13 protein-coding genes are annotated in these 13,201 nt (G+C 68.2%); 8 read left to right on the top strand and 5 right to left on the bottom strand.

Features of this window, described 5'->3' with window-relative positions:
- The first annotated feature begins 91 nt into the window (after positions 1-91).
- On the top strand, positions 92-1,057 hold the full coding sequence (locus tag OG219_RS02220; protein WP_266822273.1) for an alpha/beta hydrolase: 966 nt from the start codon (positions 92-94) through the stop codon (positions 1,055-1,057).
- Positions 1,058-1,134: 77 nt separating this feature from the next.
- Here OG219_RS02220 and OG219_RS02225 read toward each other — a convergent pair whose 3' ends face one another.
- Positions 1,135-1,809, bottom strand: a complete 675-nt coding sequence (locus OG219_RS02225; protein WP_266822275.1) for a response regulator — start codon at positions 1,807-1,809, stop codon at positions 1,135-1,137.
- The gene (locus tag OG219_RS02230; RefSeq protein WP_266822277.1) at positions 1,806-3,467 is read right to left on the bottom strand and encodes an ATP-binding protein; all 1,662 of its coding nucleotides are present in this window, start codon (positions 3,465-3,467) and stop codon (positions 1,806-1,808) included. The genes OG219_RS02225 and OG219_RS02230 overlap by 4 nt, the downstream gene beginning before the upstream one ends.
- Before the next feature lie 97 nt (positions 3,468-3,564).
- Between OG219_RS02230 and OG219_RS02235 the strand changes: the two genes are divergently transcribed.
- Genes OG219_RS02235 through OG219_RS02255 form a run of 5 tightly spaced genes read left to right on the top strand, consistent with a single transcriptional unit; the run spans position 3,565 to position 8,227 of the window.
- Positions 3,565-4,575 carry a tripartite tricarboxylate transporter substrate binding protein gene (locus tag OG219_RS02235; RefSeq protein ID WP_266822279.1) on the top strand — a complete coding sequence of 337 codons (1,011 nt, stop codon included), beginning with the start codon at positions 3,565-3,567 and terminating at the stop codon, positions 4,573-4,575.
- A complete protein-coding gene (locus OG219_RS02240; RefSeq protein ID WP_266822282.1) occupies positions 4,572-5,105 on the top strand; it encodes a tripartite tricarboxylate transporter TctB family protein in 534 nt (177 codons plus the stop codon). The genes OG219_RS02235 and OG219_RS02240 overlap by 4 nt, the downstream gene beginning before the upstream one ends.
- Positions 5,105-6,604, top strand: coding sequence for a tripartite tricarboxylate transporter permease (locus OG219_RS02245; RefSeq protein ID WP_266822284.1), 1,500 nt, complete (start codon positions 5,105-5,107; stop codon positions 6,602-6,604). The genes OG219_RS02240 and OG219_RS02245 overlap by 1 nt, the downstream gene beginning before the upstream one ends.
- A gap of 24 nt (positions 6,605-6,628) precedes the next feature.
- A complete protein-coding gene (locus OG219_RS02250; RefSeq protein ID WP_266822286.1) occupies positions 6,629-7,024 on the top strand; it encodes a universal stress protein in 396 nt (131 codons plus the stop codon).
- A gap of 57 nt (positions 7,025-7,081) precedes the next feature.
- Positions 7,082-8,227 carry a DUF475 domain-containing protein gene (locus tag OG219_RS02255; RefSeq protein ID WP_266822288.1) on the top strand — a complete coding sequence of 382 codons (1,146 nt, stop codon included), beginning with the start codon at positions 7,082-7,084 and terminating at the stop codon, positions 8,225-8,227.
- 140 nt (positions 8,228-8,367) lie between these two features.
- On the opposite strand, the gene OG219_RS02260 is transcribed toward OG219_RS02255, so the two are convergent.
- Positions 8,368-9,069: an NAD(P)-dependent oxidoreductase gene (locus OG219_RS02260; RefSeq protein ID WP_266822290.1), complete on the bottom strand. Its 702-nt coding sequence runs from the start codon at positions 9,067-9,069 to the stop codon at positions 8,368-8,370.
- A gap of 111 nt (positions 9,070-9,180) precedes the next feature.
- Here OG219_RS02260 and OG219_RS02265 point away from each other — a divergent pair, with 111 nt between their 5' ends.
- Complete coding sequence (locus OG219_RS02265; RefSeq protein WP_323183259.1) at positions 9,181-9,912, top strand: TetR/AcrR family transcriptional regulator; 732 nt, start codon at positions 9,181-9,183, stop codon at positions 9,910-9,912.
- Positions 9,913-9,952: 40 nt separating this feature from the next.
- Here OG219_RS02265 and OG219_RS02270 read toward each other — a convergent pair whose 3' ends face one another.
- Positions 9,953-10,390, bottom strand: a complete 438-nt coding sequence (locus tag OG219_RS02270) for a glutaredoxin domain-containing protein (RefSeq protein ID WP_266835971.1) — start codon at positions 10,388-10,390, stop codon at positions 9,953-9,955.
- Positions 10,391-10,580: 190 nt separating this feature from the next.
- Here OG219_RS02270 and OG219_RS02275 point away from each other — a divergent pair, with 190 nt between their 5' ends.
- Positions 10,581-10,928 (top strand): hypothetical protein, encoded by a 348-nt coding sequence (locus tag OG219_RS02275; protein WP_266822294.1) that lies wholly within the window; start codon positions 10,581-10,583, stop codon positions 10,926-10,928.
- A gap of 282 nt (positions 10,929-11,210) precedes the next feature.
- Here the strand turns inward: OG219_RS02275 and OG219_RS02280 are convergent, their stop codons facing one another.
- Positions 11,211-12,902, bottom strand: a complete 1,692-nt coding sequence (locus tag OG219_RS02280; RefSeq protein ID WP_266822296.1) for a serine/threonine protein kinase — start codon at positions 12,900-12,902, stop codon at positions 11,211-11,213.
- Positions 12,903-13,201 lie beyond the last annotated feature (299 nt).

Below are 13,201 nucleotides of genomic sequence, written 5' to 3' on the forward strand. Positions count from 1 at the left end.
CCTGATCGAGGGCACCGAGACCGGCAAACCCAGAGTCATCGTGGGGCGAGCACCCGGCTGCCGGAGCGAGTCAGCAACGAAGGAGTCCGATATGACGTACGCGTACGACCCCGAGCTGGCCCCCTGGATCGAGATGTTCCCGCAGACTCCCCTGACGGACATCGAGCTGGTCCGGCAGTCGGAAAGCGACCTGATCGCGGATGTTCCGGTCTACGAGCCGCCGATACCGCTCGACGTGCGCGACCTCGAAGTCCCCGGACCGCAGGGCGACCCGCAGGTGCCCGTCCGGGTGTACAAGCCGGCTGACGCCGACGGCACACTGCCCGGACTGCTGTACCTCCACGGCGGCGGGTTCGTGCTCGGCAGCGTCGCGATGTTCGACTCCCACGCCGCCCGGATCGCGGCCGAAGTGGGCGCGGTGGTGGTGTCGGTGGAATACCGGCTGGCCCCCGAGCATCCGTTCCCGGCCGGCTTCGAAGACTGCTACGCCGCACTGCTGTGGACAGCGGCCCACGCCGCCGAGCTGGGGATCGATCTGAAGCGGCTGGGCGTGGGCGGGGAAAGCGCCGGCGGAGGATTGGCAGCGGCCGTCGCTCTGGTGGCACGTGACCGGGGCGGCCCGGCGCTCTGCTTCCAGTTGCTCGGTATCCCAGAGCTCGACGACCGTCTGGACACCGTGTCGATGCGGGCCTTCACGGACACACCGTTGTGGAATCGGCCCAACGCCGAACTGAGCTGGGACTACTACCTGGGCGCTGGTGTGCGCGGCACCGAGGGCGTTTCGCCGTACGCTGCCCCGGCCCGCGCCGAGGACCTGTCCGGCCTGCCGCGCGCCTACGTGACCACCTGTGAGTTCGATCCCCTGCGTGACGAAGGCCTGGCCTACGCCCAGCGGCTGCTCCAGGCCGGCGTCTCCACCGAACTGCACCACTATCCGGGCACGTTCCACGGCTCGGCCCTGGTCGAGGACGCCGACGTGACCCAGCGCATGATCGCCGACCAGCTCGGCGCGCTGCGCCGCGGACTGCGCGCCGCGCTCCCGACCTCGAAAGCGTGACGGGCAGGCCGTAAACCGTGCCCCTGCGCAAGTGACAGCCGTAGTACGACCCCAAGTCCTACAACCCACAGTCCCCGTCAGGCATGCCAGTGGTAGCGGCGCTCAGGGCGGCCCGCGTGTCCGTAACGCAGCGACACCACCGCCCGGCCCGTGACGCTGAGATATTCGAGGTAACGGCGCGCGCTGACGCGGGAGATGCCGACCAGGGTCGCGCACTCGGCCGCGGACAAGGTGCCGTCTGCTGCGCGCAGCGCACGTTCGACCAGTTCCGCGGTTTCCACGCTCATGCCCTTGGGGAGGGTGGGCGTCACCGTCGGCGAAGTCACCCGGCCCAGTGCCCGGTCCACATCGGCCTGCCCGCTGACCAGGGGGGCGCGCAGATTGCCGCGCCGGGCGCTGTAGCGTTCCAGCCTCTCCTTGAGGTCGCCTGCGTCGAACGGTTTCAGCAGGTAGTCGACCACGCCGTGACGGACGGCTCCCCGGACCGTCTCCGCCTCGCGGGCGGCGCTGATGACCAGCACATCGCAGTCGTGGCCCGCCGTCCGCAGCCGGGGGATGACCTCCAGGCCGAACATATCGGGCAGATAGAGGTCGAGCAGTACCAGGTCCGGCTGCAGCTCGGCGGCAGCGGCGAGCGCCTGTTCCCCGCAGTTCGCCGATCCGACCACGCGGAAGCCCTCGACGCCCTCGACGAATCCGCGGTGGATCCGCGCCACCATGAAGTCGTCCTCGACGACCAGTACATCGATCATCGGACTTCCTCCGTTTCCCGGTCGGTCAGCCGGCCCACGGACATCCGGGCGGTGAACATGGCGCCCGCGTGTGTGTTGGCCACCGACACCTCACCACCTCTGCGTTTGCAGACCAGCCGGGTGAGCGCGAGGCCGATCCCCCGGTCGCCGCCCTGCGCGGCCTTGGTGGTGAAGCCGTGGGAGAACACTTCGTGCGCGAGCTCGGGAGCCACGCCCGGGCCCGAGTCACGCACCACGATCTCCACGCTGGAGGCATCCTGGCGGAGTTCGACCTCCACCCAGGCGTCGTTGTCCAGGTCTCCGGCCGTGGCCGCGTCGAGGGCGTTGTCGACGAGATTGCCGAGCACCGTCGCCACATCTGCGGAGTCCGCAGGCTCCAGCCTGTCCAGTGCCGTGAGCTCCGAGATCCGCAGCCGGACCCTGCGCTCCGCGGCGAGTGAGGACTTGGCCATGAGCAGCGCGGCGACGGCCCGGTCACGGACCCGGCTGGTGAGGGTCAGATCGAGCGAGTCCCGGTGCCTTCGCAGGGCGCGGACATACCGTACGACCTCGTCGTGCTCGCCGATCTGGATGAGCCCGGAGATGGTGTGCAGCTGATTGGAGAACTCGTGGGCCTGCGCGCGCAGCAGGTCGGTGCTGCTGCGGAACGAGCCCAACTCGCGTTCCAGCTGGGCCAGTTCGGTGCGGTCCCGCAGGGTCGTCACCGAGCCCAGTCGGCGGCCGTCCTTGGTGACGTCCATCCGGTTCATCACCAGCACCCGGCCCCGGCGTACGACCACCTCGTCGCGCCGCTCGGTGCCGATTTCGGTGCCGTGTTCGCCGCCGGTCCCGGCCAGTACGTCGTACAGCCTGCCCTCGATGCCCAGATCGGCCAGGCTCATCCCGACACAGTCCTCGGGAAGATCGAGCAGTCTGCGGCCGACCTCGTTGACGAGCGTCAGCCGTAGCTGCGGGTCGAGCGCGATCACGCCCTCGGCTATCCCGAACAGCATGGCCTCACGGTGCTCGGCGAGACCGGCGATCTCGCGTGGTTCGAGGCCGAAGGTCTGGCGTTTGATCCGCCGGGCGAGCAGCCAGGACCCAGCCACCCCGAGCACACTGGCGATGCCGAGGTAGGCGAGCAGGTACGAGGAGGCGCCGCTCAGCCGCTGCCAGACCGTCGGTGAGGCCCGTCCGATCATGACCGTGCCGAGATGCTCGCCGATGTGGCCCGCGTCGGCACTGAGCACCGGGACCTGGGCCACCAGCTCGCGACGCTCGTCCACCAGCAACTCCCCCGACCAGCCGCGCGCCTGCGCGACGCTGGGTCCCTCGACCGGCAGGCGGGTCCCCACCAGGGTGGGATTGGTGGCGGCGACGATCTCGCCCTCGGTGTCGGCCACCGTGACGGAGGTGACGTCCGATCCGGTCAGCCTGGTCTGCAGCAGCGGCGCGAGGGTCTCGGCCGGTGCGGGACGGACAAGCTGGGTGCGCAGCAGTGGGTTTCCGGCCAGCTCCTCGGCGAGGGCGGTCACCCGTCGCCCCTCGACCCGGTCGAACGTCGCCTTGGACTGCGCCAGTGAGACGGCGGCGACCGCGAGCAGCACCATCACCACGATGGCGAGCTGCAGTACCAGCAGCTCTCCGGCGAGCGTATGGCGGCGGGTCGTCACGACCACTATGAACTCAACCTTCAATGGTCACACAACGTGGGCGGGCTGTCCGTGGAGCCGCACAATCATGGCGCCGGACTCGCCCGAGCGAAAGAGATGAGCCATGGGAAATCGCAGAGCCGCACTTCTCGGAGCTCTTGCCGCTGCGTGGTTGCTCGCTGTGGGCGCCTGCGGCGCCACCGCGGACAAGGACGAATCGAGCAGCGGAAGCGGAAACGACAAGCCCGTCACCGGTCTGAGGGTCATGGTGCCCAACACTCCGGGCAGCGGGTACGACGTCACCGCCCGGACCGTCGCCCAGGTGATGCAGGACGTCAAGGTGGCGTCCGGCGTCCAGGTGTACAACCTGCCCGGGGCCGGCGGCACCGTGGGCCTGCAGCGCCTGGTGAACGAGAAGGGCAACGGCAAGCTGGCCATGCAGATGGGGCTGGGCGTCGTCGGTGCCGCGTACACCTCGAAGTCGGCGGCCGCGCTGACCGACACCACGCCGATCGCCAGGCTGATCGAGGAGGCCGGCGCGATCGTCGTGTCGAAGGACTCCCCGTACAAGACGATCGACGACCTCGTCACCGCGTGGAAGAAGGACCCCAAGAAGGTGGCCGTGGGCGGCGGTTCCTCGCCGGGCGGCCCGGACCATCTGCTTCCGATGCAGCTGGCGAAAGCCGTCGGTATCGAACCGAAGAGCGTCAACTACATCGGCTACGACGGCGGCGGCGAGCTGCTGCCCGCCATCCTGGGCAACAAGATCGCCTTCGGCGCCAGCGGAGTCGGCGAGTTCCTCGACCAGATCGAGGCGGGACAGGTGCGGGTCCTTGCGGTGACCAGCGAGAAGCCCATCGACGCGGTGAAGGACTCCCCCACGCTCAAGTCGTCCGGGATCGACCTGGTCTTCACCAACTGGCGCGGCATCGTCGCCCCTCCGGGGATCACCGAAGAGCAGCGGACGACCTGGATCGACAGTCTGACCACGATGCACGACTCGCAGGAGTGGAAGGCCGAGCTGACCAAGCGCGGCTGGGCCGACGCGTTCACCACGGGTGACGAGTTCGGCACCTTCCTCAAGGAGCAGGACACGTCCGTCGCCGACCTGCTGACCGAGCTCGGGCTGGCATGAGCTCCCCGGTCGACGAACGGAGCGCGGAGGACGTCCGTCCGTCCGAAGGCAAGGACCGCGCACAGTACGGTGTGTGCGCGTTCCTCGTCCTGCTGGGCACCGCGGTGATCGTGGACGGGCTCGGGATCCCGCACATCACCAGCGGCACCGACCCGGTCGGGCCGCGCGCGGTGCCGCTGATCCTGGGCGTACTGCTCGTGGCGGTCGCGGCGCTGTACGCGGTCGATGTCGCCCGGGGCGGCCACGGCGAGCCGGAGGCCGGCGAGGACGTCGACCTGTCCCAGAGCATCGACTGGCGCACGGTGCTGCTGCTGATCGGCGCGTTCCTGGTGAACGCGGTGCTGATCGAACGGCTCGGCTGGGTGATCAGCGGCGCGCTGCTGTTCTGGGGGACGGCCTTGGCCCTCGGGAACCGGCACTACGTACGCGATCTGCTGATCGCGGTGACGCTCTCCCTCACCACGTTCTACGCCTTCGCGATCGGGCTCGGTGTGAACCTCCCGGCCGGTGTGCTGCAAGGGATCCTGTGATGGAGAACCTGGACCATCTGCTGCAGGGCTTCGCGGATGTCGTCGCCCCGATGAACCTGCTGCTCGCGCTGGTCGGTGTCCTCGTCGGCACCGCGGTGGGTGTGCTGCCGGGCATCGGCCCGGCCATGACGGTGGCGCTGCTGCTGCCGATCACCTACGGCATGGAGCCGGTGCAGGCGTTCATCATGTTCGCGGGCATCTTCTACGGCGGCATGTACGGCGGGTCGACCACCTCCATCCTGCTGAACACCCCCGGGGAGTCGTCCTCGGTGGTGACCGCCATCGAGGGCAACAAGATGGCCAAGTCAGGGCGGGCGGCGCAGGCCCTCGCGACCGCCGCGATCGGTTCCTTCGTGGCAGGCACCATCGGCACCCTGCTGCTGGTCCTTGTGACCCCGATCGTGGTGGACTTCGCGGTCAGCCTGGGCGCCCCGGACTACTTCGCCCTGATGCTGCTCTCCTTCTTCGCGGTCACTTCAGTGCTGGGCGCGTCACGCGTCCGGGGCCTGATCTCACTGCTGTTGGGCCTGACGATCGGCCTGGTGGGCATCGACGCGGTGTCCGGGCAGCAGCGGCTCACTCTGGGCGTCCCGCAGCTCGCCGACGGGATCGACGTGGTCGTGGTCGCCGTCGGCATCTTCGCCGTCGGCGAGGCGCTGTGGGTGGCCGCACATCTGCGGCGCAAGCCGGTCGAGGTCATCCCGGTCGGGCGGCCGTGGATGGGCAAGAAGGACTGGAAGCGGTCGTGGAAGCCCTGGCTGCGGGGTACGGCGTTCGGTTTCCCGTTCGGTGCGCTGCCGGCCGGCGGGGCGGAGATCCCGACCTTCCTTTCGTACGCGACGGAGAAGCGGCTCACCAAGCACCCCGAGGAGTTCGGCAAGGGCGCGATCGAGGGTGTGGCCGGACCCGAGGCGGCGAACAACGCCTCCGCGGCGGGCACCCTGGTCCCGATGCTGGCCATCGGGCTGCCGACGAACGCCACCGCCGCGGTCATGCTCGCGGCGTTCCAGTCCTACGGCATCCAGCCCGGCCCACTGCTGTTCGAGCGCGAGTCGAGCCTCGTCTGGGTGCTGATAGCCAGCCTGTTCATCGGCAATCTGCTGCTGCTCCTGCTGAATCTGCCGCTCGCGCCGGCCTGGGCGAAACTGCTGCAGATACCGCGCCCCTACTTGTACGGCGGAATCCTGTTCTTCGCGTCGATGGGTGCGTACGCCGTCAACGCACAGCCCCTGGACCTGTTCCTGCTGCTGCTCCTGGGACTTCTCGGCTTCGCGATGCGACGGTTCGGACTGCCGATTCTTCCGTTGATCATCGGCGTCATCCTCGGCCCGCGGGCCGAGTTGCAGGGACGGCGCTCCCTGCAGTTGTCGGGCGGCGAGCTGTCGGGGCTGGTGGGCGGCCCGGTGTCCTACGTGGTCTACACGGCGATCGCCCTGATGCTGATCTGGCCGCTGGTCCGGCGGTTCGTCGTACGTCCCCTGCGTGAGCGAAGCGCCTGAGAGTGCATGGGAGGGAGAACAGACATGACCGTACTGGTCGGATACGTACCCTCACCCGAGGGTGAGGCAGCACTGCGGGCGGGCATCGACGAGGCCCGCAGACGCGGAGAGAGCGTGCTGGTGGTGAACACCTCGCGCGGCGACGCTTACGTGGACCCTCGCTTCGCACAGGAACCCGATCTGGCCCATGTCCGCGAGGACTTGGCCGCACTGCGGATCAAGTTCGACATCCGCCAGGTGCTCGGCGGGCGCGATGCGGCCGAGGAGATAATCGAACTGGCGGAGCAGCCTGATGTGTCCCTGGTGGTGATCGGACTACGGCGCCGGAGCGCGGTGGGCAAGCTGATCATGGGCTCCGCCGCGCAGCAGATCTTGCTGGGAGCCGACTGCCCGGTCCTCGCCGTGAAGGCCGCTTCCTGACACAGTCGTCTGGAGTCCCAGCCCCCTCGGAACTCACCCTCACCACACGGGAAAACGATGATCCTCAGAACATTTCGCTGGCCGTTGGCCGTCACCGCACTCGGTCTCGCCTTCGCCGCTTGGCAGTGGGGATGGGAGGCCTTCGGGGTCGTACTGATCCTCTCGATCCTGGAGATCTCGCTGTCGTTCGACAACGCCGTCGTCAATGCCGGAATCCTGAAGAGGATGAATGCCTTCTGGCAGCGGCTCTTCCTCACCGTCGGCATTCTGATCGCGGTGCTCGGTATGCGGCTGCTGTTCCCGGTCGCGATCGTCGCCATCAGCGCCCAGGTGGGCCCGGTCGAGGCGGTGCGGCTCGCCGTCGATGAACCTGACCGGTACGAGAGCCTGGTGACCGACGCCCATCCGGCGATCGCGGCCTTCGGTGGCATGTTCCTACTGATGATCTTCCTCGACTTCATTTTCGAGGACCGTGACATCAAGTGGCTCGGCTGGATCGAGCGCCCGCTGGCCAGGCTCGGCAAGGTCGACATGCTGTCGGTCTGCATCGCCTTGATCGTCCTGCTGGTCTCGGCGCTGACCTTTGCCGCGCACGCACATGTCAGCACGGGCCACGCGGACAAGTCCGCCACGGTGCTGCTCTCCGGTGTCGCCGGGCTGATCACCTATCTCGTGGTCGGCGGTCTCTCGGGATACTTCGAGGGCAGGCTCGAAGAAGGGGAAGAGCACGAACACGAAGAAGAGGAGGAGGCCAGGGCGGAGGGCAAACAGGTGCCGGTTGTCGCCCTCGCCGGCAAGGCCGCCTTCTTCCTCTTCCTCTACCTGGAGGTGCTTGACGCCTCCTTCTCCTTCGACGGCGTCATCGGCGCCTTCGCCATCACCAACCACATCTTCTGGATGGCGCTCGGCCTCGGTATCGGCGCCCTGTACGTCCGGTCCCTCACCGTCTACCTGGTCCGCCAGGGCACCCTCGACGACTACGTCTACCTGGAGCACGGCGCCCACTACGCCATCGGCGCCCTCGCCGCGATCCTGCTGATCACCATCCAGCACCAGATCAGCGAGATCATCACCGGACTGGCCGGAGTGGTCCTGATCGCGGCCTCGTTCCTGTCATCCGTGCGCCGCAACAAGGCTCTTGAGGCGGCCGAGGAGAAGGGGATCACCTCGGACGAGACGACTGAGATCTCGGCCGGTACGTGACGGGCCCGCGCCCGCAGGCTCCGCGATCACCCAAGAGATTCGCGCCCCGCCACTGTGGGGATCTCGAAGGCACCTCCGTCGGCACCGGTCGTACGGCCCGGATGCGGACGTTTTAGTGGCGTGGGTCCACCGATGTCGGCTCAGTAGCCGATGGTGAAGCGGCGTTGGACGAAGCGGGGCAGCTCCGCCTCGTCGATGAGTGCGACAGCGGCGTCTTCCATGGAGATGCGGCTGCGCCCGTCCGCGTCGAGGACCGGCTGATCGGTACCGATACGGAACCGGGCCGTGCGCTCGCCGGGGCCGATGTCCTCCGCGGGACTGAGGTACGTCCACAGCCGGTTGGACGTGCGCAGGACGTTCAGGGCGTCGCGGTGCCCGCGCACCGCGGCGGCGTACTCCCTCGGCAGGCCGATCGCGTCGAGGGTCTCGTGCAGCAGGTCGTCACTGTCCGCCCGTACGAGTCCGGGCTCGATCTCCAGGCTGCCGGCGCCTCCTATGACGATCAGTCGGGTCCGGGGGTGGCTCTCCAGCGCCTTCAGCAGGCTTCGTGCGGCGGTCACGTACACGGTGGGATCGGCGATCGAGCGCGCCACCGTATCGGCGATGTCCTGGGCGGCGTTGCCGGGCTGGAATCCACTGATCAGTACGTCGAGGCCGGGGATGGCCGCGGCGACGCTGCCGGTATCGAGGACATCGATGCTCCTCCAGATGACGTTCTGCCGACCTTCCTCGATCTTCGAGGCATCGCGACTGAAGGCCGTGACGTGGTGCCCTCGACCGAGGGCTTCCGTGACGACACGGCTGCCGATGCCGCCGGTGGCTCCGATGACTCCGATGCGCATGGCTCTCCCCTGTGGTTGCGGCTGCCGAGATCCCTTCACGGCACGCGAAGACTATACGGTGTGAAGTAAATGCACGGCGCGTATCAAAGTGACGCTGTAGAGTCTTCGGTTGTGGGAACGATCAGAGGGCGCCGCGAGCGGCTGCGGGCCGAGACGACGGCCGAAATCAAGAAGGTCGCACTCGAGTTGATGACTTCGGGCGGCCCCGACGCGATCACACTGCGAGCCATCGCCCGCGAGATGGGCATGACCGCCAACGCCATCTACGGATACTTCGCCACGCGCGACGACCTGGTCACCACGCTGATCAACGACGTGTACACCGCGCTGGCCGACACCGTGGACTCCGCCTGGGAGGCCGCACCCGCCCAGGACCCGGCCGCCCGAATCCAGGCGTGGGCCCGCGCCTTCCGCGGCTGGGCCCTGGACCACCCCGAGGGCTTCCGCCTCATCTACGGCGACCCCGTCCCCGGCTACCGTCCGCCAGCGGACGGCGCTGCCCCGGACGCCGCCCGCCGGGTCTGCACCGGCATCACCGCTCTGGCGGCAGCAGCCTGGCCACACGCCGAACAGCGGTACGCGGACAGCGATTTCACCTGGTCCGACTTCGACCCCGGCCTCCTCGACAAGGTCCGCCCGGCCTTCCCCGACCTGCCCCCGGCCGCCGTGGCCCTCGCCCTGCGCATCTGGAGCCACCTGCACGGCCTGGTCTCACTGGAGATCTACGGCCACCTGCAGACCCAGACCCTCAGCCCGGACAAACTCTTCGTCGAAGAACTGACCCAGCTCATCCGGAACTTGGGCATCGCCCAGCAGCGGGGAGAACTCAGAACTGAGTCATGAGCCATACAGGGAAGGTCATCCACTATGGCAGCGGCCCCGGTCACGCGGGAGGGAAGAGCCGCTCGCGCACCCATTCAGGATCAGGGTTGACGTGTGACTGCCCCGCCACGACAACAGTCGGCACGGTCTCATTGCCATCGTTGGCTGCCCTCACCACCGCCGCTCCAGCCGGGTCACGCCAGATGTCGACCCAATACAACTGGCGGGCGCTACGGCCCAACCGGAAACGCAGACGCAGACAGTACTTGCAGCCCGACCGCCAGAAGACGACCGGCCGACCGTCGACCGCGCTGCGACGCTGCGCCTCCAGCGCACCGATCGACCTCGGAAAAATCAGAGGCGAGTTGACGCCCGCGAGCAGCACAAACACCAGCAGCAGTGCTGCGGCTGCGCCGGGGTTCCCCTTGAAGACTTGCGCAGTCGCAACGAAGGAGCCGCAGACAACGAGCAGCATCGGCAAGATCCAAGCACGCATCATGATGACGCAGGCTATCGATGAGCCGAAATACCCCTCGAACCAGGCCGCACGTCCGCGCGAATCCCCAACCGAGCGAAACCCGTTGGAGGAGTCATTCGAGATCGTGGCACCATGCGCGGCATGACGACGAACCGAAAGGCCCATGCCGCGTAGACGGCCAGGGCAGATCCGGGCCGGCAACCCCCGCCCTATGACAGCTGGCGCAAAGCCCGTCATCAACGGCTTGTCCTCCCGTGCATCGTCCGAGATCTTCCGTCTGGAGCACACCCGCAATTACCTGCAGCCGGGAGACACCCGCGCAGCCGTGCACTCATGGAGGGACTACGTCCACCGTCCTGAGCGCCAGTTGTGGCACGACTACGAGTGGAGCAACGCGCACTGGTACTGCTGCGGCAACCCCCTCGAAGCCCGCGCTCTCCTCGACACCGTGATGCACGCCATTTCACCCCGAAGCGCCCGCGAACTCCGCAGGATCATCAGCCGGTTCGACGCCATCTGGGACCAACCATCACCGCCGTACAACGCAGGTGAAGGTTAGGGCCTGTCCAGCGAAGTCCGGGCAACGGGGCGGGCGCTGGGAGAGTCATCGCCGGTGATCAACGGGGTTCTCTTCCGGCAGCGCGCATGAAGAGCCTCGCCGTCGACGCCAGGTATCGCTTGCGGGTCGTAACCAACAACAAGTGCAGAAGGCGTGCCGCCGACCTCCCGAGCCCTACCCGAACATGATCCGGCGGACAGGTCCCAACGACAATGCCGTGTTGCGGGACAGGTTGGATGTGCTGTTCACCGGCGGGGACCTCACTGACCCGCAATCCCTTGGTCATTGGAGTGTCCAGGTCTGGTTGTCCCTCCCGTTGCATTCCCAAAGGACCGCCCCTGTCCCGCTCGCGCCTCCGAAAATGTCGACGCACTTCTGCGACTGATCGGCCGTCAGTTGTGTACCGGCGAGGTGGAACCGCTGGCTTGTGTCGCCGTTGCAGCCGGCGAGTTGGATCTCGGTCCGGTCCTCGGTCGCGCCTCCGGCCACGGTCATGCATTTCCCCGATGACCGCAGGGCCCCTCCCGATCCGGTCTGCCATCGCTGCGCCGCGGAGCCGTCGCAGGTGGCCTGGACCAGCTGCAGTCCCTCGGTCCCGGCGCCGCTGCTCAGGCACTTGCCCGAGGCGGCGACCACGAGGGCACGGCCGGCCGGGGCGACCGGTGTGCCAGATCCGCTCGCCGCGGACGTGTCCTTGTCTTCGGGTTCCGGCTCGGAGTCCTCCTGCGCGGCCTGGGACGCCGACTGCGACGAGGGGGGCGTCGACAACGTGGCGCCGGAACTCAAGGATTGTGCCGAGTCGGCAGGGGATGCCGCGGGTGCGGACGTGTCCGTGGACCGCGGCGTGGGCTCGTCGGCCGGGAGCGGGCCGTCCGACGCCGTGGCGCTGGTGCCGTTCTTCTCCGCCGGCATGGTGATCAGCACAGCGATCGCGATCAACAGCGCCGTGGCCACCGCTGCGGCAAGCACAACCGGCTTCTTCGAACGGCCCGGGGACCGCTGCGCCTGCAGGTCGGTCGTAGCGGGCTGCGGACGTTCCGCGGGCTGCCCCGCAGCGTATGCCTCGTCCGTTCCGCGGCCCGGGTTCGGCCCCGCTCCCGCCACCGGAACATTGTCGGCCGTCGTACGGGCGGCGGGCGGAACGACAGAGGAGCCCGCTTCGCCTGCCGGTAATCGCAGCATGCGCTCGGCGTCCTCGGCCGAAAGCCGCTCGGCCGGATTGCCGACGAGCAGACCCTGGATCAGCGTGGTGAGCGGCCCGGCTCCCCGCGCCTCGGGAGCCGGCTCCATGGCAATGGCGTACATCGTCTGCGCCACCGTGTCGCGGAGGAATGGCGAGCGGCCCTCGACCGCCTGGAAGAGCGTTGCACCCAGCGCCCACAGGTCGGCCGCCGGACCCGGCTTGGCGCCGACCAGGCGCTCGGGGGCCATGAAGTCGACCGACCCCACAAGTTGGCCGCTACGGGTGAGATTTGATGTCTCGGAGGCCTGGGCGATACCGAAGTCGGTGAGGACCACCCGGCCGTCCTCGGCGAGCAGCACATTGGCCGGCTTCACGTCCCGGTGCAGGACCCCGGCCCGATGCGCCGCCCTTAACGCGGCGAGCACGCCACGGCCGATCCTCGCGACCTCTTCGGGCGGGACCGGGCCGTGGGCCTTGATCCGGTCGGCGAGGGTGGTGGAAGGCACGTACTCCATGACGATGATGGGCAGGCCCTCGTCGTCCACGACGTCGTGGACGACAACGACATTGGGATGGCTGATCCGGGCGGCGCTGCGGGCCTCGCGGCGGGTGCGCTCGAAGAGGGTGTCGAGTTCGTCGGCGTCGAGATGCGGCTGGGGATGGAGCTTCTTGACGGCGACCTGGCGGTCGAGGAGATCGTCGTGCGCGCGCCACACGGTGGCCATGCCGCCTCGGCCGATCCGGTCGAGGATGCGGTATCGACCGGCGATCAGCCGTCCTTTGTCGGACACCGTGGCTTTCCTTCCGCTGCTGCAGGGCCCATTCGGCCAACGGCGCCACGCGGTTCCAGCGGCGGGAGAACCGCTCAACGACCGCTTCTTTGCCGGGTGATAGCGCTTACCGTCAGTTGAGGGGCGAGCTTATGCCGATACGGCGACACCGGGCGTTGGACAGAACGTCAACATCCACGGACTGCGACAACCGCCTCAACCACCGCACAGCCACCCGGACATGGGGGCGTCGATACCCTGTCGGCCCCGCCCCTTGAGCAGCCCGGCCGCCACCAGGTGGGCCAGCATCAACTGCAGAG

Source organism: Streptomyces sp. NBC_00038, assembly GCF_026343635.1.
Lineage (GTDB): Bacteria > Actinomycetota > Actinomycetes > Streptomycetales > Streptomycetaceae > Streptomyces.

Bases quoted from the DNA above. Each gene is read 5' to 3' on its own strand.
- OG219_RS02220 (WP_266822273.1), top strand. From the start codon at position 92: ATGACGTACGCGTACGACCCCGAGCTGGCCCCCTGGATCGAGATGTTC.
- OG219_RS02225 (WP_266822275.1), bottom strand. From the start codon at position 1,809: ATGATCGATGTACTGGTCGTCGAGGACGACTTCATGGTGGCGCGGATC.
- OG219_RS02235 (WP_266822279.1), top strand. From the start codon at position 3,565: ATGGGAAATCGCAGAGCCGCACTTCTCGGAGCTCTTGCCGCTGCGTGG.
- OG219_RS02240 (WP_266822282.1), top strand. From the start codon at position 4,572: ATGAGCTCCCCGGTCGACGAACGGAGCGCGGAGGACGTCCGTCCGTCC.
- OG219_RS02245 (WP_266822284.1), top strand. From the start codon at position 5,105: ATGGAGAACCTGGACCATCTGCTGCAGGGCTTCGCGGATGTCGTCGCC.
- OG219_RS02250 (WP_266822286.1), top strand. From the start codon at position 6,629: ATGACCGTACTGGTCGGATACGTACCCTCACCCGAGGGTGAGGCAGCA.
- OG219_RS02255 (WP_266822288.1), top strand. From the start codon at position 7,082: ATGATCCTCAGAACATTTCGCTGGCCGTTGGCCGTCACCGCACTCGGT.
- OG219_RS02260 (WP_266822290.1), bottom strand. From the start codon at position 9,069: ATGCGCATCGGAGTCATCGGAGCCACCGGCGGCATCGGCAGCCGTGTC.
- OG219_RS02270 (WP_266835971.1), bottom strand. From the start codon at position 10,390: ATGATGCGTGCTTGGATCTTGCCGATGCTGCTCGTTGTCTGCGGCTCC.
- OG219_RS02275 (WP_266822294.1), top strand. From the start codon at position 10,581: ATGACAGCTGGCGCAAAGCCCGTCATCAACGGCTTGTCCTCCCGTGCA.